Here is a 19,584-nt window from a genome sequence, read left to right on the forward strand (position 1 = left end):
CTGCAATGGTTGTTGCATGTGGTTCGGCGAGCACGATGCGTTACCGTGACGCGGTCGAGGGAGGGTGTGCGTGGCAGAGACGGGAACCGACGACGGTTTCGAGGCGTGGCTTCGGGATCGGACGCCGGAACGCGGGTTGCGCCCGAAGTCGGCCGCCGTGCTCGAAGTGCTGGTCTCCCAGCCGCGCCGGGCGTCGTTCGGCTCGACGGCCGAGCTCGCCCAGCTCGCCGGGGTCAACGTCGCCACCGTCACCCGTACCGCGCAGGCGCTGGGTTTCGCCGGCTGGCCCGCGCTGCAACAGGAATTGCGGGCGCGCTACATGTCCTCGCTGAGCGCGCCGCAGGTGGCCGAGGAACACCGGGACGTCGACTCGCCCGGGTCGGCGTCGCTGCGCCGCGACCTCGACAGCCTCGCCCTGCTCAACCGCCGGTTCGACGAGGACGAGATCCGCAACGTCGCCGAGGCCGTCGCCGCCGCGCGCCGCACCGTCGTCATCGCCGACGGCAGCTACGCCGCTGTCGGGATCGCCTTCGCGCACAACGCGCGGCTCGCCGGTTACGACGTCCACGCGATCACCGCGGGCGACGCCGAACTCGCCAACGCCACAGCGAAACTCACCGCCGACGACGTGCTCATCGCGATCAGTTTCTGGCGACTGTACGAAAGCACCGTGCTCGCCGCCAACGAGGCCAAGGCCAGGGGAGCGCGCGCCTTCGCCATCACCGACGCGGCGAGTCCCGCGCTGGCGGGCGCTGTGGAGCAGGTGCTGATGGTGCCCGCCGAGGGCGTCACCTTCTTCCCGTCCTTGACCGCCGGAATGAGCCTGGTGCAGGCCGTCGTCGCGCAGCTGGCCGCCGTAGACCCCGCCCGGACCAGTGACTCCATCGAAGCGGCCGAGGCCATGTGGTCGCGATTCGATCTGCTGCACCGCCGTCCGTCGAACAAGCGGGCCTCCGGCGACTGACCCGTCCGGGGTCGGCCGAACGGACAGCGCGGAAAAGGCCGACCGGTCGAGGCGCCCCCGCCGGATGACCGATGGGAACGTCGGATGCCCGCCAAGTTCGCCTCGGCGTGACGCAGAGCACAGACATCTCTCTGCGGCTACCTCACGTGAGTGATTCAGCCCCGGTCAAGTCGTGACTTTGCGTCGCGCTATGAAACGCTGAGTGACGTGACCGTGGAATGCTTCTCCAACGCCCAACCCGCCGACGCCTTCGCCGAGTTCCGGCAGAACGTCGACGAACTGACCCAGGCGTTCATCGACGCCTGCCGTCAGGGCCGTAGTCCCGGCGACGCCACCCTCGACCTGTTGCAGCGGGTCCATCGCGAAGACCGCAACTGGGTCGTCGTCCACCTGACGTTCGCCATCGCCGCGCTCGCGCATCAGCGCGCCCTCGCTTCCGCGGACACCGTCACCCGGCCAGGTGGCGTAACGGGTGCGCCGGAGCGGGCGTTGCTAGCTTCCGCGAGTGACTGATCCGACCGTCTCCGCGGTCATCGCGGTGTTCGCGGGCTTCGTGCTCGCGGGCCTCCTGGCCGTCCCGTACATCGCGGCGAGTTACCGGCGCCGCGGCGAACTCGGGCTCTGGCGGGTCCTGCTGGTGCTGGGGTTCCTGGTCTACGCGATGTCCTTGTGGACGTACACGTTGCTTCCCATCCCGCAGACGACGGCGGCGTGGTGCGCCGAGCACGCGGCGAGTCACCTGCAGCCGCGACCGTTCCAGTTCCTCGCCGACATTCGCCGCGAGCAGTCCGGGAGCGGCCTGCGGGCGTTCCTGCGCAATCCCGCGGTCCAGCAGGCGGTGTTCAACGTCGCCTTGTTCGTGCCGCTGGGGATGTTCGTGCGGCACCTCTTCCGGCGAAGTTTTCCGGCCACCGTCGCGATCGGGTTCGCGGTTTCGCTGTTCATCGAGTGCACCCAGCTCACCGGGGTCTGGTTCCTGTTCGAGTGCCCGTACCGGCTGGCCGACGTCGACGACCTGCTGACCAACACCCTCGGCGCCGCCGTCGGCTTCGGACTCGCTCCCCTGCTGCGGCTGTTGCCGGGGAACGAGCCGTCCGCGCCGCCCGGGATCCCGCGACCGGTCACCGCGCGCCGCCGCCTGCTCGGAATGGCTGTCGACGTCGTCTCGGTCGTCCTGCTCGGCACCACCGTCGGGCTGGTGACAACCTTGCTGGTCGGTCAGCCCGGCACCGTGGTCACTGCCCTGATCGGCACCCTGCTGCCCGCGATGCTCCTGCTGCTCGTCGTCCCTCTCGCGGGTAACGGCGCCACCTTCGGCCAGCGGGTCGTACTGCTGCGACCGGTCGGGCCGGACGGCGGAAAGCCGGCCGGGTGGCGGACGCTGGTGCGGTTCCTCGCCGGTTCCGGCGGCTATTTCACCTTGCTCACCTTGGCTTCGGTGGTCAACGGCGGCTTCGAACCGCTGGCGAATCTGCTGTTCTTCGCCAGCGGGATGCTCGCGATCCGGCCGCAAGATCACCAAGGCCTGTCCGGCATTCTCGCCGGCCTGCGGGTGGTCGACGCACGGACGATCGCCGGTTCGGACGAGCCACCCGGCGTTGTCGACACAAACGGGGCTTCCGGGCGCGACGGCGTCGGTCAGCGTCGGTGACGCGATTACCGATCGGATCTCGCGCTCGCGGAGGTCGCGGTGGACGTCCTGCCCCTGCCCCTGACCCCGCCCGTCGAGTACGACGGGGGCGGCCGGGGAACTCGGCCGCCCCCTGCCGGAGAGATCAGTCCTTTTCGAGGGTCAGGTCGTAGCGGTCGAGCACCTCCTTGACAGGCTGGAAGAACGTGGTGCCGCCTTCGTCGCAGTCACCGGAGCCGCCCGAGGTCATTCCCTGCGCCTGCACGAGTTTCGTGCCGGAACCCGACGAAGGACGGCTGACGAACGAACCGCCGGAGTCGCCCGGTTCGGCGCAGGCGTCGGTCTGCGTGAGGCCCTGGACGATGTTCCCGTCGCCGTAGTTCACGGTCTGGTCCAAGGCTTCCACCCGTCCGCACCGCCAATGGGTGGTGATCCCGGACCGGCAGATCCGGCCACCGACCCCCACGACGTCGGCGCCTTCGATCCGCACGTCCGAACCGTCCTCGTACCGATCGACCCGGGGCGGGGTCGAGACGTCCGATTGGGTCACCCTCACGGTCCCGTAGTCGTTGCCGGGGAAGGACGACCTCGCGACCTTGCCGATCGTGCCGTCGACACCGCGCACCGTGCCGCCGAGTTCGGTGCAATGGCCCGCGGTGATCACATAATGATCATCGTCGTCGTAGGCGTTGAACCCGACGGAACAGGCCCCGCCGCTGAAGTAGAGACCCTGCCCGCCGATGACCGCCCACAACGGCCGCGGCGCGCTCTTCACCTGTGCCACCCGGACGGGGACTCCGGCGGCCGTCGCCCAGGCCCGGCCCTCGGGGGCACCGCCCACCACGCTGACCACGACCTCGTTCGTGGGCGCGTCGACGTACCACCCGGCGACCGAAGCGGGCACGCCCGCCGATCTGTTGTCCAATGTGGACTGGATCTTCTTCAGCTCGGCGATGTTGTGCCGTACCACCTTCGGGATCGCGCCCGCCGCGCGGATCCGGGCCGAGTGGCTCCGGTCGGTGGTGCCGACGACCAGTTCTCCGGTCGTCTTGTCGAGCCAGGAACCGGCGAACGCGGCACCGAGCGAAACGCCGAGGCGCTGCTGCGTGGCGGCCAACGTGACCGGACCGGCCGATTCGTTCAGCACCGGTGTCGCCGCCGAAGCCGGGGTCGCGAAAGCGGTCACGGCCGCCGCGGCGCCGAGTAAGGCGGTCATTGTGCGCAGGGGACGTCGAATCACGAAAACCTCCGAGTATTGCGGAATTCGGTGCGGGGTGTGTGCTGGAGACACGCTCCTCATTCGACGTTACGACAGCGAAGTACCGGCCGAATGCCGCCATTTGAGTTGCACCGGCGGTTCCCCTTTCCGGCTCAGTGAAATCGGGTTTTTCCGGATTTCCTCACTCTTGTGAGTGGAGCCTGCACGTTTTACCGTCCCTGATTCGTCGAGTGGCGCTCGACAACCCGCGACGCTCGTGCGTCCATTCGGGAAACGCCCGCTCGCGGGGGAGAGTGGGCGCGTCACCTGATGGTGATAATGCTGAACCCATTCGTTCGAATCGGTGACGAACGTGTCTCTTTCGCCCGGCACCTCGAGGTGGGCCCGGCCAACTCGGATCGTCCCGGTAGGCCGCTGGTGCGGTGTCCGCTTCGTCCGCTAGGTTCGGGTCGTCAACTGGGGTGGCACGGCTTCGTCGTGCCTGGACAAGGAGTTATCGTCACCATGTCACGAACTTTCACGCGGCGCGCCGTGGCCGTCGGGGTCACCGCCGTGCTGCTCGGCGCGTCCACCGCGGTCGCGAACGCGGCCGAACCGACCGTCTTGATCCCGACCGGCAAGTACCCGGAAGCCGTCGTGATCAGCCCGGACGGCAAGAAGGCCCTCGTCACCAGCCCGCCGGACGCGACCGTGACCGTCGTCGACACCGCGACCCACAAGGTCACGAACACCATCGCGGTCCAGCGTGGTCCTTTCGGAGTCGCGTTCACCCCGGACGGGTCCAAGGCGTACGTCGCGAACGCCTACGCGAACGCCGTCTCGGTGATCGACATGGCCTCGGAGACCATGGTCGCCGCCCCGTTCGGCGGCGACTACCCGACCTCACTCACCGTGTCGCGTGACGGCAGCCGGGTCTACGTGGCCGGACGGGAAGCCGTCCACGTACTCGACACGGCCACGGACACCGAGGTGGCCGCGGTCAAGCTCGAAACCTCCGCCTACGCACTCGCCACCGCACCGGACGGTACGAAGATCTGGGCGGCGACGGGTTCCGGCGAACTCACCGCGATCGACACCGCCACGAACACCGTGGTCGACGCGGTCAAGACCGGCTCGGGCGGCGACGTGGTGCTTTCCCCGGACGGAACACGCGCTTATCAGAACGGTGGCAGCGCGCTCGTCGTCGTCGACCTGATCGCCCACGAGGTCGTCACACGCGTGCCGGGCCTGCAGAACGGCTACCGGCTCGCCATCAGCCCGGACGGAAGCCGGGTCTATGCGAGCAGCAGGGCGAGCGATACGACGCAGGGCACCCTCGCCGAGTTCGACACGAGCACGAACACACTGGTGCGCAAGCTGCCCGCGGGCGCCTACCCGTACGGCATCGCGGTCACCCAGGACGGCACGCACGCCTACGTCGTGCTCGCCGGGCAAGCAGCCCTCGCCTACCTCGATCTGCGGCGCTGATCTCGCTGTGTCGTGAGTGGCGATTCGGGTTCTGGCCAAGGTCGTTTCAGGTACCTTCGGGGTTACGCACTGGGGTGTGGGGCTGGTGCGGGTTGCCGGTCGACACGAGCTTGATCAAGGTGTGAGATGGGGCGGAGGGACTCGGAGTTCCTGCAGAAGTCTCCCAGTACATGATGGCCCCCTTCCTTGCGTCTAGCGCAAGGAAGGGGGCCATCATGTACTTCACGCCAGCAAGACCGCGCGCGCTCGCCCTGGACCCGGTCGACGGCCGCCATGTCGCCGATGTCGCGGGCACGCAGGACATATCCTTCGAGGCGCCACCGTCTCCCGTCGGTGCGACGCTTCTCGGCTATCCGGTCTCGAAGGCGGCGGCCAGGAAGACGTTGTTTCCTGGAAGACCGATTGCGGCCTCGCCCGGTGGTTCCAGCGGGCCTCCAGCACCTGCCGGCCCGCCAGCGGGCGATCCTCCTCCTGCGCGAAGTGCTGGCGTTCTCCGCGGCCGCGGTCGAAAGCGGTCTGCAGCGCGCCCGTGCCCGGCTGGACGAGGTGAAGCCGGAAACAACGGAACTGCTCGAACCGACAGACCCGAGGGCACGCGCGCTGCTCCAGGACTACATCGCGGCCTTCGAACGCTCCGATGCCCGCCTGCTGGAACAGGTGCTGCGCACCGACGCCACCCTGGAGGCGACGCCGTTCCGCGACTGGCGGTCGGGCCGGGCGATATGCGTCCCTCACCACCGCCAACGGCCAACCCGCCGCCGTCGTGTACCACCGGGACCCGGACGGCGTGCTTCGGGCGGCCGGTGTCTCCCGCGTGATCAAGTTCCACGATCCCACGCCGGCCGGGATATTCGGCTTCCCGGAACACGGAAGCTCATAAATCGTTGCCGGCCGGGCAACCCGGGTGTCCGTATCCCCGGTTGTAGAAGGTGTGAGCGAAAAACACGGGAGGCCAGGGTGAAGCGGTCCGACGAAACGGCGTACCGGGAGTACGTCACGTCTCGGATGGAGGTGTGGCGGCGGACAGGCTATCTGCTCTGCCGCGACTGGCATCTCGCGGACGATCTGGTGTCGATCACTATCACCAAGCTCTATCGGCATTGGAAGCGGGCGAGTGGCGTCGAGCATCTCGACGCGTATGTGCGCCGGATCCTGGTGCGTACCTGGCTCAGCGAGCGAGGCAGGTCGTGGCGGCGTGAGGAACTGTCGGGGGAGCTGCCCGAACCGGCGGTGGAGCTGAACTCCGGGGTACTCGACAGGGCGCAGCTGTTCGCCCTGCTCGACGCGCTGCCGCCGGGGCGCCGGGCCGCCGTCGTGCTGCGCATCTATTGCGACCTCTCGGTCGAGGAGACGGCCGCGATTCTCGGCTGTTCGGCGGGAACGGTGAAGAGCCAGACCGCGCGGGGCCTCGACACATTGCGTGCGCGGCTGGCCGAAACCACCCTGAACTGAAGGAGACGAGATGACCAACGAACGGATCGACGAGATCATCGGCGTGGCCCCGCCGTCCACTGTGGACGTGGACGCGATCGTGGCGCGGGAACGGAAGACGGCCTGGCTGCGGCCGAACCCGTGGGTGGCGACGGCCGCGGGTGTGGCCGCCGTCGCCGTCGGAGCGGCTCTCGTCCTCGCGCCCGGATCATCCGGGACGGTGAGCCCGGCGGCGGGACCGTCCTCGGCGCCGGAACTGCCGGAGCCCTGCAAGATTCCCACCCTGATGGGCCCGGTGCCGACGGAGAAACCGGCCGAAGCGACGACGCGGCTCACCGGTGTGCTGACCGCCGCGGTGAACGCCCGGCTCGCCGCGGGTACGACGCTGGCCCCCGACGCGGCGAACTACCCCGCGGCAGACCCCGGGCGCGGGCCGCTGCAGGTCGTCCATTCGGCGAGGCCGGTGACCAACGGCGGCGGTGGCGTGTGCAGTGGTGGAGAGGACGAGTTCCTCGCGGGGGCGGCCACGGTCAGGTCGGGTGAGAAGGGAAGCGTCCAAGCGACGCTGGGACGGCTGGGTGGCCGCCTGAACTTGGCCGCCGACTGCGCGGACCGGCCCCCGGAGGACATGGAACAGGTGTGTCACCGGTCGTTCGGGCCGAAAGGGGAGGTCATCGTGGCGACCACCTTGACCTTGAAAGGCGGTGGGCCGTCGATCCATCGGGTCGAGGTCGCCCGCGCAGACAAGATCGGCGTGGTCCTCGAGGCGGCGAACGCCGTCGACGCCAAGCGCGAACGGAAACCGGACAGCCCGGTGCCACCCCTCACTCTGGAGCAGCTGACCGAGATCGCGCTCGACTCCGGGATGACGCTGTACCCGTGAGCCACCGCGGTGTCCATTGTGGAGCACGGTGAGGCACCCAGCGCGAGCCCGCCGCCCTGGCAAGACGCCTGGGCGGTGGGCTCGCGCCGTGCCGGGTGCTCGGTCAAAGCCAGTCTGCCTCGATGCCGCGGGCTCGGAGCGTCTCCAGTGCCTCGTCGTTGCCCGTGTAGAGCAGTGTCATCGACTTCAAGTCGGGAAAATGCCGCACATCGGCGAACTCGTCGACATCGAACAGACCGTCCTCGCCATCCCAGTTCGGCGCGATCTCGAGGTAGATCTCGTTGCCGCCGTCCATCTCGATCTCGGTGACCTTCTCCGCAAGCTCGGCCGGCACCTCGAGCGCCTCGAAGTAGGCGAGGGCCTCAGGCACCGCTTCGACGCTTCCGTCGTCGAAGGTGAAACCCTGCTCAGCGGCGTACTCCCGCAGGTCGAACCGCGGCAGGAGGTCCTGGTCGTACATCAGCTCCTGGACCACGGCGAGCTTGAAGTTGAGGTCGGTGAACGGGATCGGCTGGCTCATGGCCGAACCATACAAGCGGCGATGCGCCTGGCCGCTGACCCTCCACAGGAGCGAATGGGTCGTCGCGCTCGGCCAGGTCCTCACGCCATCGGCGGCACTCTTCTCTCCGTGAGAGCCCTTTTTCATGGCTTGGCTGAATGGTGTGCTCGTCGCCCGTGAAGTCCTCAAGGAAGACGGGGGCGTTCAAACGTCCTGAGCCGCGCCGGTTGACCGGCTGTGCAGGCTTCATGTCCCGCTGTGCATCCGGCACTGGTCTTGACGCGCCGGAACGACGAAGATGTGCGCGTCGACGACGAGAGGGAGCGCGCGACATGGTCAAGGTGCACGGCAAGGCGGAGGCCGAGCGGATCCGCGACGAGCTGCGCGAGCAGCGGCGGCCGTCCGGCCCGGTCGGCAAGGCCGGTCAGGTCGGGAAACCGACGGGTGAGGGTGCCGCGGACATCGTCGCCGACGGCTCGGATCGCATCGAACTGGACCCCGCGGAGATCGCGGACGCGCTGAAGGCGCTGGACGAGCGCCAACAGGTGCTGGAGGCGCATCTGGCGGACGCCCGCGAGCTGGGGACCCCGCTGGCCGACGGCAAAGGCCCCGTGTCCGTTCCGATGCGCCGGTCGTTCGCCCGCCGGGGCGGGGCGGAGGAAGGCGGGGTGCAGGTCGCGCTCGAGTCCTACCTGGCCGAACTCGCCGCGTTCCGGGCCGCGATCGGTCTGGTCGCCGAGCAGCACGTCCGCACCGACGAAGCGAACGCGTCCGCCGTCGACGCCGTGGCGAGGGGGACTGATGAGCAGTGAGTACTACACCGACAAGCATCCGCTGAGCGCCCGGGCACGAGCCAGACAGCGGAAGGTGATCCGCCGCCGCGAGGCCAACCTGAAGGAAGGCACGCTCGGGAAGATCAACTGGGACTGCTACGAGCACCGCCAGCTGTGGGACATGATCAAATCCGCCGAACCGCAGAAGCTGGGGGAGCAGGCGCATCGCTGGGGTGAACTGGCCAAGGGCGTCGACACCGCGACCGCCGAGATCCGCACCATCGTGCAGAAGCTGGTGATGTCCTGGCGCGGGCCGTCTTCGGCGCAGGCCGCCGAGTCGGCGCACCGCCTCACCACCTGGGCCAGCGAAGCCGCGCGGAACTCCCGGCACGTCGGCGACGGCCTCGACGCGTACACCTCGGCCATCACCGAAGCGCGCCGAAAGATGCCGGAGCCGGTGCACTACGACGCCGAGCGCTGGTTCCGCGCGGGGTACGCGGTGAAGGCACTCGACGGACCCAACGGCGCGTACATGATGGACGACCTCCTCGACGACAAGCTGCCGACCAAACGCGAGGCGGACCGGGCGAAGGCCGAAGCCGTCCGGGTCATGGAACAGTACGAACACGCCAGCCACGACGTCCGGCACCGGTTGCCGCCGATGTTCGAGGCCCCGCCGAAAGCGGCCGAAATTCAGCCTCTTCCCCCGCCACGGACCGTCCTGCCACCCGCCGACCCGCTCCCGCCCACGCCGCTCCCGCCTACGCCGCTCCCGCCCACGCCGGTTCCGCCTCGTCCGGTCCCGGTGCCGCCGCCCGTCGTCTCCGAACCGGACATCGTGAACCCCGAGGACAGCGCCACGTACGCGGCCTCGGCCGGAGTCGGGGACCTCCCGTCCGGAGGGACGACCGGCGTCGGCGGATCCGGGCAAGGCATGAGCTACGGCCCCGGCTCCTCCCTGCCCGGTGGTGTGCTTTCCGCTGACGACGCCGCCAGGGGCGGCCGAGGTGCCGGCGCGGGTCTCGTAGGGGGTTTCAGTGGCACGGCCGCGCCGGCGGCCGGTGGATTCGGCCAGGGTGCCGCGAGTACCCGAGGCGGCGCCGGGGGAGCGGGGTTCGGCATGTACCCGCCGATGACCGGCAGCCAGCGGGAAGAGGACAAGGAACACCGTGACCGCTACGGCAGCGGCTACGACCTCCTCGACGATCTTCCGCCCGCCTATCCGCCGGTGTTCGGCGAATGAGCGGCTACCGCGCCGAGCCGGAGCGACTGCGGGCTCTCGCGCGGCGGTTCGAGGACGTCGCGGACGACTTGGGCGATGCCGCACGGCTGACCGACGGTGTCGCGTCGGGCGAACTGGGCCCGCCCGGGATCGCGACCGCGCTCGACGGGCTGATCCGGCCATGGGCGAGCTCCGTCGCCGCGGCGCATGCCGAGGCAGCCGGTGCCGCGGCTGGGATCCTTACCGCGGCGAAGTCCTATGAGGACGCCGAGGACGACGCGGTCCGGACCCTGCGCCGGGTGGACGGGAGCTTCTGATGCCCGAGTTCGGAGGGCTCGGGTTCGACCCGGTTCCGGGGGACGCGGACGCCGTCGCGGACGCTGCCCGGCGGTGTTCGGAGGCGGCGGCGAAAATCGAGGCGGCGACCGCCGTCCGGATCGCGATGCCGCGTGAATGGGAGGGTGACGCCGCCGGAACCTTCGCCGCTCGCGCGGCCGCGGCGAGGGCGGCGCTCGAACCCGCGCCGGCCGTCCTTCGTGCCACGGCGGACATCCTCACCGGATGGGCGGGCACCGTCGTGGCCGGGATACGGCGAGCCGAGCAGTTCGACCGGCGGACCGTGACCCTGCGCCGGGCGCTCACCGAAGCGGCGGACGCCGTCGAGAGGGCGGAAACGACCGTCCAGTTCGCCGCCGGCGCCGCGGCGGCACAGGCCGGACTCGCGGCAGCGAAAGCACGCCACGAGGACGTGCGACGCGAACTCGACCGTGTCCTGGACCAAGCCCGTGCGCTGGAAGCGAGTCACCGGGCCGAAGCGTCGCGCGTCGAAGAGCGGCTGAGGGCGCTCGGCGAGCCTGACACGGCGTTGGGCGAGGCACCGGACGGGAGAGCGTCCTTCGCCGAGGTCACCCGCGGCATGGAACGATTCTCCGCGCTGGGCGAGGAACTCGCGGCTTCGCTGGCCCGTGCTCCCGGCCCGGCGGTCACCCCGCCTTCCGGCGCCGTCGGCGCTTTCGCGGCGGCCGTTTCCCTGGGTGGCCGGTGAAACTCACCGCGGTCCCGGGAATCACCCCGGTTTCGTTGGCCTCGGTCGAACGGACGACGGCCGAACTGCACACGCTGCTCGTCCGGCTCCGCGGCCCGGACGCCGAACGCGACCTCGGCCTGGAAACCGCCGCCATCCAGGCCGCCGAACGCGCCCACGAGCACCGCGCGGGTTTGCTGGCGGTCGCCGAGCACCGCGACGCCGATCCGGCGTTGCTGCTCGCCGGGTCGGCCCCCGTCGCACGGCCGCTGAGTGTCGAGGCCGCCGCGGAACTGAGCTGGTTCGCGGCCGACACCACGCCGGGGATCCGTGAGGTCAGCACCGCGACGACGGCACGCGGATATCCGGTGGTGATCGTCGAACGCATCGCCGTGGACGGGCCGGGTGCGCAGTTGCAGGCCGTCGTGCTCGACCCGGCACGGCCGCGGGTCGCGGTGTTCACCTTGCACTCGCCCGGCGGGCGTGGCTGGCTGGACGTCGCCGCGCTCGCGGGCGCGCTTGTCGCGGGGGTGGATCTCAGTGAGCCAGCGCGCGTTCCCTGAATTCCCGCGGTGTTTCCCCGACGGTCTTCCGGAAAGTGCGCGAGAAGTGGGCCGCGCTGGCGAAGCCGCAGTCCTTGGCGATCTCGGCGATCCCCCGCGCGGCCTTCGCCGGATCCGCCAGCAGGGTCTTCGCCCGCTCGACCCGCATCCCCTTGATCCGCTCGGAGATTCCCTGGCCGTCGTCGAAGAGCTGGTAGAGCCGACGCCGCGAGATGTAGAGCGCCTCGGCCACCTGATCCGCGCTCAGCGAGGGATCGGCGAGCTGGTCGCGCATGTACCGGACCGCCTCGCGCCGTCGGGTCGCGAGCGCGTCGGCGCGGTCGAGTTCGGCCCGCAGCACGCTGCGCAGCACCAGTTCCGCGAGTCCGCGCAGGTAGTGGGCGAGGCCGTGCGGATCGAGCGACGCGCCGACCGCGAGGACGTGGGCGATCGCGCTGGAGAACAACGCTCGCAGCGGCGCCTCGACGTCGACGGGACGGAACATCAGCGGGCGCAATTCGGTGAAGGACAACGAGAGTTCCGCCACCGGAAGGGTCAGCATGACGACGCCGCGCCTGCCGGGTGCTTCGCCGTCGTGCCCGCCGATCGGCAGCACGTGCAGGACGCAGCCCGCGAAACCGAGCTTCGCGCCCTCCTCGGCGACCGCGCGCGGGACGGTGCAGCGCAGCAGGAGTTGGATGCCGTCCGGGCCGGTCTTCCGGTCGCCGAGGATGGCCGCGCGCGCGGCCGCGGCGCCGGAGGCACGGACGATCAGTTGTCCGGTCGCGACTTCGGGTTCGGTCATGGGCACCGTTCGCGGATTTGTCGGGACTTCGCGTTCATCTTCGCCGTTCGATCGGTATCGTGCCCGCCGGGGTGGCGGCAGCAGGGGAGGAAAGGTCATGGCGCGGCGTTCGGGAAGTTCGGTGGGCATCGTCCTGTCGCATCGGGAATTCGACCTGTTGTGGGCGGATCTGGGAAACAGTGAGCTGCCTTATCCGCTCGACGTGGCCTCACACGGCGAAACCATGGACGAACGGGACGAACTGGGCGAACAGGTCTTCGCCGGGCTGGCCGAGGCCGGATTCACCAGCGGTGACGATGTCGACCCGGCGATCGAGGACCTGTTCGTCCTGTTGGGTTCACCCGCGCTGTCAGTGGACGCGCTCGTGCTCGGCGAACAGCCGTGGCGGATGCTCGCGGCCGTCCGGGGTGCCCATGGCGTGCTGGCGGTGCTGGACGAACAGGACCTGGTCCTCGAACCGTTGCGCGCGAACGATCTGATCGTCACCGTCGGCCGGATGCTCGGTGACGGCGTACCCGGGCCGGGTGAACAGATCCGGTTGCCGCGAGCCGCTTTCTCGGCGGCCATGGACGGCTTCGCGAGAGCGGGTTACGACGGTTTCGAGCGTGCCCTGGCCGAGGCTGGGATCACCGGGCGGAGCGTGCGGCCGCTGGCGACGATGGTGACGTCGGTGCGGTATGGGGCCGGGCAGCTCGCGGTCAACGGCGGCCGCGGCCGGAGCCCGGTCCTCAGCTGGTTCGACACCGAGGCCGGTCGCTACGCCGTCACCCACGAGAACGTCGGCGGGGAGCCGTGGGTGATGGTCACCCCGGCCGACGCCGGCTGGCTCGCCGGGCGCCTGACGTCGATGATCGAAGACTGGTCATGAACGCCGGCCCGGCGGAACGAGACCGTCCACAACGGACTCACCGACGTCGAGTGCCACGACCGTCGCCGTCGCGGCGAGCCGGAGCACGAGCGCGGACAGGTCGCTCGCCCGCGAGGTGAGCGCGAGCCGGTCGAACCGCAGCCCGACCGGTTTCCCGTACAGGTCGACCGTCACGGTGACGCCGTCGCTACTGGCTTCGCCGGTGACCGCGGCCAGTCGCCCGCGGTAGTCGGTGTCCGGGGTTTCGGCGTCTTCGAGGAGCTGCTCGACACTGCGTTCGTCGATCACTGCACCCTCCACGTCTCCGGAGTCGTCTCTTCCGCCGCTTCGGCCAGTTCAGGGCTCGTACCGAGACCCAGCGATTCCGCGTCGTCCAATTCGAGCCGCCGGCTCGCCTGAGCCGTCGCCCGCTCGATGAGACCGAGGATCCGCTTCGAAAGTTCCTGGGGGCCGAGCCGCAGCGCGCTCTCCTCGATCCGCAGATCCCGCAGCGCCCCGCCGGTCTCGACCTCGACCGTGATCACGCGGTCCCGCGCGCTTCCGAAGCTCATGGACGCACCCCGCCGTAAAAGGTGGCGCTGGACAGTGTGTGCGTGTTGCGGCGCACGGAGTTGCCCGAGTTGCCCTCGATCATCGTCACCGTGTTGCCTTCCACCTTCTCCACGATGCCGATGTGGGTGCTCGTCGACGGGCTTTGCGGCCCTGTCCCGAACAGCAGCACGTCACCCGGTTTCGCCTGCTTCAACGAGTTCTTGCCGTACGCCTTGTCGTGCTGCTGTCCCCAGCGGTAGACGTCGCCGGTGAAGGGCAGGATCGGGATCTTCACCCCGGCCTTGCGCCACATCGCGGTGGCGAAGGAAGCACACCACGGCGCCGTCGGGCCGTACGGGTTCCGATTGCTGCCGGGCGGATTCTCCCGTGTGCCGAGTTCCTCGCGCGCGGCGGAAACGACCTTCTGCCCACGAGTGGACGCTTTGGCGGCTTCGGTTTTTCCGTGACCGGACGAGTGGTCCGCGACCGAGCGGTCGGCGACGCCGTCGTGCCGGAGTTCCTTGCGCAGCGCGCGCAGCCGTTTCGCGGCGTCGGCGAGTTCGCCGTTCACCTTCCGCAGGGTCGCGGCGGACTGCTTCGTGTACCGCGGCGCGAGATCGGCGGCCGCGGCGATCGCGGTGGCCATCGCGGCCCGCGAGCCCACGCCGGCGGCGTCGTCGAGGAGCTTCTTGGCCTTGCCGATGTACTCGTCGGCGAGCCGCTGGACGGCGGTGTGTCCGCCATCCACAGTGGACGTGACGCGAGCGACGACCCGTTCGGCGTCGGTGGTCGCGTCGGCGGTGGTGCGGATGTCCTTGCGCAGCCGCATGGTGGTGCGCTCGAACTCCCCCGACGCCTTGCCGTCCCAATGACTCAGGACGACTTCGGTCTCCTTCTTGTGCAGATCGTGCTGGTCGTGCAGGGTCTTCGAGACCTGGCGCAGGGCGAACTGGACGCGGGCGGCGTCCTCTGCCTTGCCCGCCAGCTTGTTGCGGTGCGCCAGGATGTCCGCGGCGAAATGCCGGGCGGTGGCGAGGGTGTCCATCGAAGTCTCCAACGCTTTCAGGCGAGCCGGTCCAGGCGCGCGGCGGCCGAGGAATCACGGTCGTGGTAGGCCTTCCCGGCCTTGACCGCGGCGTCCGCGAGCCGGTCCGCGGCCACGCCGACCGCCTTGACCTGGCCCTGTAGGGCGGCGCCGAAGTCACCGAGCGCGTCGGCGAACCCGGACTCCTTGCCGATCTTGCCGAAGCTGTCGTCGGCGATCGACCGGACATCCTTGACCTGGTCGGCCGAAGCCGAGGTGAGCGCGTCGCCGACCCGGCGAGTGCGCCGCACGAAGCCGTCCAGGGTCTGCCTATCGACCCGGATCCTCCCCATGCCGGTGCCGGTGGGGCGTCCGCCCGGGTGTTTCCGCACGGCCTCGGCCGCCTTGCGCGCGGCGGGCAGATGACGTTTGTAGGCGCCGTTCGTGTAGGTCGACCACGGCTTCCACGACTCGCCGTCACCGGAGATCTTGTTGGCCGCTTTGGCGTTGGTGGCGGCGTCGAACAGTTCGGCGTTCGACCCCAAGCCGAACTGCCTGCGCCGTTCCGGTCCCATCGCGCCGAGCATGTTGATCTGCCAGAGCCCGTAGGAGTTGTCGGGCGGGGTGGCGTTGTGGGCGCGGGTGTCCCCACCGGATTCGGCGAGCGCGACCGCCACCGCCGTGGTGAGCCCGTCGCCGCGAAAGCCGGCGTCGTAGGCGTGCCGGGCGATCTGCTCGGGGGTCAACTTGGTCATGGACTGAGCTTGACCGCCTGTGCGCGCGGGGGGAACCGGCGTTGCACGCGTGGACACGTGCGTTGCACAGGCGGTCAGCCCGTGCTCGGTGTCGACAGCCCACCCGCGGCACGTCAGGTCAGGGGCTGGCCGCCGGTGACACCCAGCATTTCGCCGGTGACATAGCTGGATTCCTGCGAAGCGAAGAACACGTAGGCGGGTGCCAGTTCGGCGGGCTGACCGGCCCGGCCCATCGGCACCTGCTCACCGAAGGATTCGACCTGCTCCTCCGGCATGGTGGCCGGGATCAGCGGTGTCCAGATGGGACCCGGCGCGACCGCGTTCACCCGGATGCCCTTGTCGGCCAGATCCTGCGCGAGCCCCTTGGTGAAGTTCGCGATCCCCGCCTTGGTCGTGGCGTAGTCCATCAACTCCGGCGACGGCTGCGAGGCCTGGATGGAGGACGTGTTGATGATGGCCGACCCGCGCGGCATACGCGGCACGGCGGCCTTGCACAGCCAGAACATCGCGTAGAGGTTGGTCTTCAGTACGCGGTCGAACTGCTCGGTGGAGATTCCGAGCAGGCCTTCTTGGCTGCTCATCTGATAAGCGGCGTTGTTCACCAGAATGTCGATGCCACCGAGGGTGGACACCGCCGTGTCGATGATGTGCCCACAGTGACGCTCATCGCGAATGTCACCGGGCACGAGTTCGACCCGCCTGCCGGCTTCGCGCACCAGTTGGGCGGTGCGTTCGGCGTCGTCCTGTTCTTCCTCCAAATAGGACAGCACGAGATCGGCGCCCTCCCGGGCGAAAGCGATCGCCACGGCGCGGCCGATACCGGAGTCGCCGCCGGTGATCACGGCCTTGCGGTCCAGCAATCGCCCGCTGCCGCGATAGGACTCCTCACCGTGGTCCGGTGGCGGATCCATGGTTTCGCCCGAGCCGGGGTGTCGCTGCTGTTGCCCCGACTGCTCGTCCGGGCTGGGGTGCCGCTCCGCGGTTTCCTGGCTGTGTTGGTCTTCCGTCATGTTCGCCTCCTGAAGTCCTCATCATCAGCGTGGCCGGGTGAAGGCTCGTCCCACACGGTCTGACCAGGCCGAATGCTGTGCTGTAGATGAATCAGTGCTTTCAGCACCGTTGGCAAGGGTTCGAGGTCACCGCCCTGATACCACCCGTCCGCCACGACAAAACCCGGCAAGGACTGAATTCCCCTCACCCATTGGTGGCTGCGCTGAACCGGAACGACACCTCTGACCACAGGAAAAAGCGGGTCTCCGCAGCTGGTGAGCTGCGGAGACCCGCTTCGTCCGTCGATCACCACATCGAAACAAGGCCGTGGCCGCTCGTCGGCATATGCGAGTGTCTCCTTTGAACGCGCGACTCGCGGCATGATCGCGTGTTCGCCATGGGTCAACTGTGTCGAACACGCGGAGGCCGGGCGGCGAACGACCACCGGCATCCTGGACCGCCGTTGCGGCGTACGATCCGGGCCGTGATCCGGACGGGCGAGCGGGGGGCGCGGTGAGCGGTACCAGGGTGTTGGTGGCGGGGGCGAGCATCGCGGGGCCCGCGCTGGCCCATTGGCTGCGCCGGCGGGGGGCCGAGGTGACCGTGGTGGAGCGGGCCCCCGAGCTGCGTCCCGGTGGGCAGGCGGTGGACGCGCGGGGGGTGGCCAAGGAGGTCATCGGGCGCATGGGGCTGGACGCGGCGGTGCGCGCGGCGTGCACCGACACCGCCGGCGCGCACATCGTGGACGCGGACGGGCGAGTGTTGGAGACCTTCCGTGCCGACGACGATGGTGGCGACGGGTTCATCGCGGACATCGAAATTCTGCGCGGGGACCTGTCCCGGGTTCTCTACGACGACACCCGCGGCGGCGTCGAGTACCTCTTCGGCGACCGGATCGCCGAACTCACCCAGGACGCGGAGGGGGTCGATGTGACCTTCGCGGGCGGCGACCGGCGGCGCTTCGACCTGGTGGTCGGGGCCGACGGGCTGCACTCGGCGCTGCGGGCGATGGCCTTCGGGCCGCATGAGCGGTTCCTCCGCCACCTCGGGCACGTGCTGGCCTTCTACAGCGTGCCCAACGAATTCGGGCTGGACCGCTGGCTGCTCGAACACCAGGATCAGGAGTCCGGGCGCTCAGCCCTCCTGCGACCCATCCAGGACGCTACCCGCGCGATGGCGATGTTCTACTTCGCCTCGGCTGACTTCGACGTCGACTACCGTGATGTCGCGGCCCAGAAGGTTCTGCTGCGTGAGCGGATGGCAGGCCTGGGCTGGTTGACCCCGGACATCCTCGCGCAGCTGGAGGACACCCCGGACTTCTACCTCGACCAGGTCGCCCAGGTGGTGATGGACCGCTGGTCGAGCGGACGGGTGGGGCTGCTCGGGGACGCGGCGTTCAGCTCGTCGCCGATGTCCGGGCAGGGCACCGGGCTGGCCCTGGTCGGCGCCTACCTGCTGGCCGGTGAACTGGCCGCCGCCGGATGGGACCCCGACACCGGGTTCGCCCGCTACGAGGCGCGGATGCGCTCGTTCGTCGAGGCCAATCAGGAGATCGGCCGGCTGAACGCCCGCAGCCGCGACCTCCCCGGGCCAGATGCCGAGCCGAGCCCCGATTTCGCGGGCGAATGGTTCACGGAGCTGGTCGGGCGCGCGATCAACGGCGTCGAGCTGCCCGACTACGCAGGGGTGCCGGACTCCGGGGCCCGGGCCTGACCGCCGCTCACCTCGTCGGCCAAGCCATCGGCCACAACCTCGGGCCCGGCGAATCAGCGGTTCCCGTCGAAGGCGATGGCGATCTGCTCCACCGACTGCCGGTGGGTTCGGCGGTCTAGCCGTGCGTTCGCGAGCACCCTGTAATCGGCATGAGCGGCGTATAACGGGAGCGCTCGCCCTCCGCCACCGTAAGTTAGCCGATCAAGAATGTTCCTTCGCAGGTACGCGCACATCGGCATGAGCGCGCGTCTCGGTAGTGAGATCAGCGGCATGAGCCAGGGATCGTCACGGGGAAATCCCGTCGCCGCGGCGGGTGGCTCCGACCTACCATCACGATGAGCCCGCCCAAAGCGCGTCTACCCGGTAAGGATGCGTCCTGCCCGTCGCATGGTGAGGGTGGTAGCCCGTTCGAGCCGGGCCGGGTCCGGGGGACTCACGCCTCGACGGGAGGTGTCGGGGTTCCCGCACCGACGCGCTCATCGGCCATGAGCGCGGGTCAGTCGTCCGTCATGCATCCTTATCGCGTGTCCGATGACCGATCCGAAAACACTGGCTTCGCCCCAGATGCGCCGTGTCGTCCTGGGACGGCGGCAGGGTCTCATCGAGTTACAGCGGTCGAACGAAGACTGGCTCGCCGTAGTGGGTCCGGTCCGTGCTGTGGAAACCGCAGTGGCGCCAAAAGCCTTCGGCGCCGCCCTCGACTGGGACGACACTGGTTTCCAGCGTCGTCCATCCACCGGCGTGTAATTCGTCCACCAGCAGTTCGACGGCGCGGCTGCCGATCTTGCGGCCTTGGTGGTCTGCGTCAACCATGAATCTGACCAGGTGCGGGGTTTTGTTCTCGATTTCGACGAGCAGAACGCCCACCGGGGTGTCGTCCAGGTAGATGGCTCGCAATATCGCACCCGGTTCGTAGTTGCCTTCGGCGACGGTATAGGCGGCAGGGGCGACGAGGTGGCGTTGGTGCTCGGCCAGCCGGAGATCGCAGACCGCGCGAACGTTCTCACGGGACAACGGCAGTAGGTGAACCTCCACAGCTCGACCGTATCGCAATCCCCATGGTTCTCGATGTCGTTGTTTCGACGAGTGAGTCTGCTCCTAGTCCAAAAGGAGTCGCCCGCGCTGAAGCGACTGGGCGCTCCAACATCAGGCCGCCGAAACAGCGGAGGGTGCGAAAACCATCGTTGCGAATTCTTCCGGCGGCGAAACCACGCCTCACCCGACGGCCAAACGCACATATACGG

The 19,584-nt window shown here is 69.3% G+C and carries 22 protein-coding genes; 13 read left to right on the forward strand and 9 right to left on the reverse strand.

What is annotated here, in order from left to right; all coding sequences use genetic code 11:
- Positions 1-70: 70 nt before the first annotated feature.
- From AVL48_RS00865 to AVL48_RS00875, 3 genes are all read left to right on the forward strand, one after another.
- Positions 71-964 carry a MurR/RpiR family transcriptional regulator gene (locus AVL48_RS00865; RefSeq protein WP_143104912.1) on the forward strand — a complete coding sequence of 298 codons (894 nt, stop codon included), beginning with the start codon at positions 71-73 and terminating at the stop codon, positions 962-964.
- Positions 965-1,171: 207 nt separating this feature from the next.
- Complete coding sequence (locus AVL48_RS00870) at positions 1,172-1,477, forward strand: hypothetical protein (RefSeq protein ID WP_061982939.1); 306 nt, start codon at positions 1,172-1,174, stop codon at positions 1,475-1,477.
- A complete protein-coding gene (locus tag AVL48_RS00875; protein WP_061982938.1) occupies positions 1,470-2,615 on the forward strand; it encodes a VanZ family protein in 1,146 nt (381 codons plus the stop codon). Before AVL48_RS00870 ends, AVL48_RS00875 begins: the two co-directional genes overlap by 8 nt.
- Before the next feature lie 124 nt (positions 2,616-2,739).
- Here the strand turns inward: AVL48_RS00875 and AVL48_RS00880 are convergent, their stop codons facing one another.
- Positions 2,740-3,834: a S1 family peptidase gene (locus tag AVL48_RS00880; protein WP_061982937.1), complete on the reverse strand. Its 1,095-nt coding sequence runs from the start codon at positions 3,832-3,834 to the stop codon at positions 2,740-2,742.
- Positions 3,835-4,317: 483 nt separating this feature from the next.
- Between AVL48_RS00880 and AVL48_RS00885 the strand changes: the two genes are divergently transcribed.
- From AVL48_RS00885 to AVL48_RS00895, 3 genes are all read left to right on the forward strand, one after another.
- Positions 4,318-5,280, forward strand: a complete 963-nt coding sequence (locus AVL48_RS00885) for a YncE family protein (protein ID WP_061982936.1) — start codon at positions 4,318-4,320, stop codon at positions 5,278-5,280.
- A gap of 417 nt (positions 5,281-5,697) precedes the next feature.
- Positions 5,698-6,732 (forward strand): sigma-70 family RNA polymerase sigma factor, encoded by a 1,035-nt coding sequence (locus tag AVL48_RS39915; RefSeq protein ID WP_244162432.1) that lies wholly within the window; start codon positions 5,698-5,700, stop codon positions 6,730-6,732.
- Positions 6,733-6,742: 10 nt separating this feature from the next.
- Positions 6,743-7,594, forward strand: coding sequence for a hypothetical protein (locus AVL48_RS00895; RefSeq protein ID WP_061982935.1), 852 nt, complete (start codon positions 6,743-6,745; stop codon positions 7,592-7,594).
- A gap of 103 nt (positions 7,595-7,697) precedes the next feature.
- On the opposite strand, the gene AVL48_RS00900 is transcribed toward AVL48_RS00895, so the two are convergent.
- Complete coding sequence (locus AVL48_RS00900) at positions 7,698-8,114, reverse strand: DUF6892 domain-containing protein (protein ID WP_061983095.1); 417 nt, start codon at positions 8,112-8,114, stop codon at positions 7,698-7,700.
- Between the two features lie 311 nt (positions 8,115-8,425).
- Between AVL48_RS00900 and AVL48_RS00905 the strand changes: the two genes are divergently transcribed.
- Genes AVL48_RS00905 through AVL48_RS00925 form a run of 5 tightly spaced genes read left to right on the forward strand, consistent with a single transcriptional unit; the run spans position 8,426 to position 11,675 of the window.
- Positions 8,426-8,905 carry a hypothetical protein gene (locus AVL48_RS00905; protein WP_061982934.1) on the forward strand — a complete coding sequence of 160 codons (480 nt, stop codon included), beginning with the start codon at positions 8,426-8,428 and terminating at the stop codon, positions 8,903-8,905.
- Positions 8,895-10,109 carry a PPE domain-containing protein gene (locus AVL48_RS40475; protein WP_061982933.1) on the forward strand — a complete coding sequence of 405 codons (1,215 nt, stop codon included), beginning with the start codon at positions 8,895-8,897 and terminating at the stop codon, positions 10,107-10,109. Before AVL48_RS00905 ends, AVL48_RS40475 begins: the two co-directional genes overlap by 11 nt.
- Complete coding sequence (locus AVL48_RS00915) at positions 10,106-10,405, forward strand: hypothetical protein (RefSeq protein ID WP_061982932.1); 300 nt, start codon at positions 10,106-10,108, stop codon at positions 10,403-10,405. The genes AVL48_RS40475 and AVL48_RS00915 overlap by 4 nt, the downstream gene beginning before the upstream one ends.
- Positions 10,405-11,133: a hypothetical protein gene (locus tag AVL48_RS00920; protein ID WP_061982931.1), complete on the forward strand. Its 729-nt coding sequence runs from the start codon at positions 10,405-10,407 to the stop codon at positions 11,131-11,133. The genes AVL48_RS00915 and AVL48_RS00920 overlap by 1 nt, the downstream gene beginning before the upstream one ends.
- The gene (locus AVL48_RS00925) at positions 11,130-11,675 is read left to right on the forward strand and encodes a hypothetical protein (RefSeq protein WP_061982930.1); all 546 of its coding nucleotides are present in this window, start codon (positions 11,130-11,132) and stop codon (positions 11,673-11,675) included. The genes AVL48_RS00920 and AVL48_RS00925 overlap by 4 nt, the downstream gene beginning before the upstream one ends.
- On the opposite strand, the gene AVL48_RS00930 is transcribed toward AVL48_RS00925, so the two are convergent.
- Positions 11,650-12,459: a helix-turn-helix transcriptional regulator gene (locus AVL48_RS00930; protein ID WP_061982929.1), complete on the reverse strand. Its 810-nt coding sequence runs from the start codon at positions 12,457-12,459 to the stop codon at positions 11,650-11,652. The genes AVL48_RS00925 and AVL48_RS00930 overlap by 26 nt on opposite strands.
- Positions 12,460-12,556: 97 nt before the next feature.
- Here AVL48_RS00930 and AVL48_RS00935 point away from each other — a divergent pair, with 97 nt between their 5' ends.
- Positions 12,557-13,327: an ESX secretion-associated protein EspG gene (locus AVL48_RS00935; RefSeq protein WP_061982928.1), complete on the forward strand. Its 771-nt coding sequence runs from the start codon at positions 12,557-12,559 to the stop codon at positions 13,325-13,327.
- Here AVL48_RS00935 and AVL48_RS00940 read toward each other — a convergent pair.
- From AVL48_RS00940 to AVL48_RS00960, 5 genes are all read right to left on the reverse strand, one after another.
- A complete protein-coding gene (locus tag AVL48_RS00940; RefSeq protein WP_061982927.1) occupies positions 13,322-13,615 on the reverse strand; it encodes a hypothetical protein in 294 nt (97 codons plus the stop codon). The two genes, AVL48_RS00935 and AVL48_RS00940, sit on opposite strands and share 6 nt — an antisense overlap.
- Complete coding sequence (locus tag AVL48_RS00945; RefSeq protein ID WP_061982926.1) at positions 13,612-13,878, reverse strand: hypothetical protein; 267 nt, start codon at positions 13,876-13,878, stop codon at positions 13,612-13,614. Before AVL48_RS00945 ends, AVL48_RS00940 begins: the two co-directional genes overlap by 4 nt.
- Complete coding sequence (locus AVL48_RS00950; RefSeq protein WP_061982925.1) at positions 13,875-14,903, reverse strand: CHAP domain-containing protein; 1,029 nt, start codon at positions 14,901-14,903, stop codon at positions 13,875-13,877. Before AVL48_RS00950 ends, AVL48_RS00945 begins: the two co-directional genes overlap by 4 nt.
- Positions 14,904-14,920: 17 nt before the next feature.
- On the reverse strand, positions 14,921-15,637 hold the full coding sequence (locus AVL48_RS00955) for a transglycosylase SLT domain-containing protein (RefSeq protein ID WP_061982924.1): 717 nt from the start codon (positions 15,635-15,637) through the stop codon (positions 14,921-14,923).
- Positions 15,638-15,750: 113 nt separating this feature from the next.
- Entirely contained in the window at positions 15,751-16,647 is an 897-nt protein-coding gene (locus AVL48_RS00960) for an SDR family oxidoreductase (protein WP_061982923.1), read from the reverse strand.
- A gap of 493 nt (positions 16,648-17,140) precedes the next feature.
- Here AVL48_RS00960 and AVL48_RS00965 point away from each other — a divergent pair, with 493 nt between their 5' ends.
- On the forward strand, positions 17,141-18,340 hold the full coding sequence (locus tag AVL48_RS00965) for an FAD-dependent monooxygenase (protein ID WP_061982922.1): 1,200 nt from the start codon (positions 17,141-17,143) through the stop codon (positions 18,338-18,340).
- Between the two features lie 606 nt (positions 18,341-18,946).
- On the opposite strand, the gene AVL48_RS00970 is transcribed toward AVL48_RS00965, so the two are convergent.
- Positions 18,947-19,375, reverse strand: a complete 429-nt coding sequence (locus AVL48_RS00970; RefSeq protein WP_061982921.1) for a GNAT family N-acetyltransferase — start codon at positions 19,373-19,375, stop codon at positions 18,947-18,949.
- Positions 19,376-19,584: the final 209 nt, after the last annotated feature.

Source organism: Amycolatopsis regifaucium, from assembly GCF_001613935.1.
GTDB classification, from domain to species: domain Bacteria; phylum Actinomycetota; class Actinomycetes; order Mycobacteriales; family Pseudonocardiaceae; genus Amycolatopsis; species Amycolatopsis regifaucium.

Bases quoted from the DNA above. Each gene is read 5' to 3' on its own strand.
- AVL48_RS00900 (WP_061983095.1), bottom strand. From the start codon at position 8,114: ATGAGCCAGCCGATCCCGTTCACCGACCTCAACTTCAAGCTCGCCGTG.
- AVL48_RS00950 (WP_061982925.1), bottom strand. From the start codon at position 14,903: ATGGACACCCTCGCCACCGCCCGGCATTTCGCCGCGGACATCCTGGCG.
- AVL48_RS00935 (WP_061982928.1), top strand. From the start codon at position 12,557: ATGGCGCGGCGTTCGGGAAGTTCGGTGGGCATCGTCCTGTCGCATCGG.
- AVL48_RS00895 (WP_061982935.1), top strand. From the start codon at position 6,743: ATGACCAACGAACGGATCGACGAGATCATCGGCGTGGCCCCGCCGTCC.
- AVL48_RS00945 (WP_061982926.1), bottom strand. From the start codon at position 13,878: ATGAGCTTCGGAAGCGCGCGGGACCGCGTGATCACGGTCGAGGTCGAG.
- AVL48_RS00920 (WP_061982931.1), top strand. From the start codon at position 10,405: ATGCCCGAGTTCGGAGGGCTCGGGTTCGACCCGGTTCCGGGGGACGCG.
- AVL48_RS00960 (WP_061982923.1), bottom strand. From the start codon at position 16,647: ATGACGGAAGACCAACACAGCCAGGAAACCGCGGAGCGGCACCCCAGC.
- AVL48_RS00905 (WP_061982934.1), top strand. From the start codon at position 8,426: ATGGTCAAGGTGCACGGCAAGGCGGAGGCCGAGCGGATCCGCGACGAG.
- AVL48_RS00915 (WP_061982932.1), top strand. From the start codon at position 10,106: ATGAGCGGCTACCGCGCCGAGCCGGAGCGACTGCGGGCTCTCGCGCGG.
- AVL48_RS00885 (WP_061982936.1), top strand. From the start codon at position 4,318: ATGTCACGAACTTTCACGCGGCGCGCCGTGGCCGTCGGGGTCACCGCC.
- AVL48_RS00955 (WP_061982924.1), bottom strand. From the start codon at position 15,637: ATGACCAAGTTGACCCCCGAGCAGATCGCCCGGCACGCCTACGACGCC.
- AVL48_RS00930 (WP_061982929.1), bottom strand. From the start codon at position 12,459: ATGACCGAACCCGAAGTCGCGACCGGACAACTGATCGTCCGTGCCTCC.
- AVL48_RS40475 (WP_061982933.1), top strand. From the start codon at position 8,895: ATGAGCAGTGAGTACTACACCGACAAGCATCCGCTGAGCGCCCGGGCA.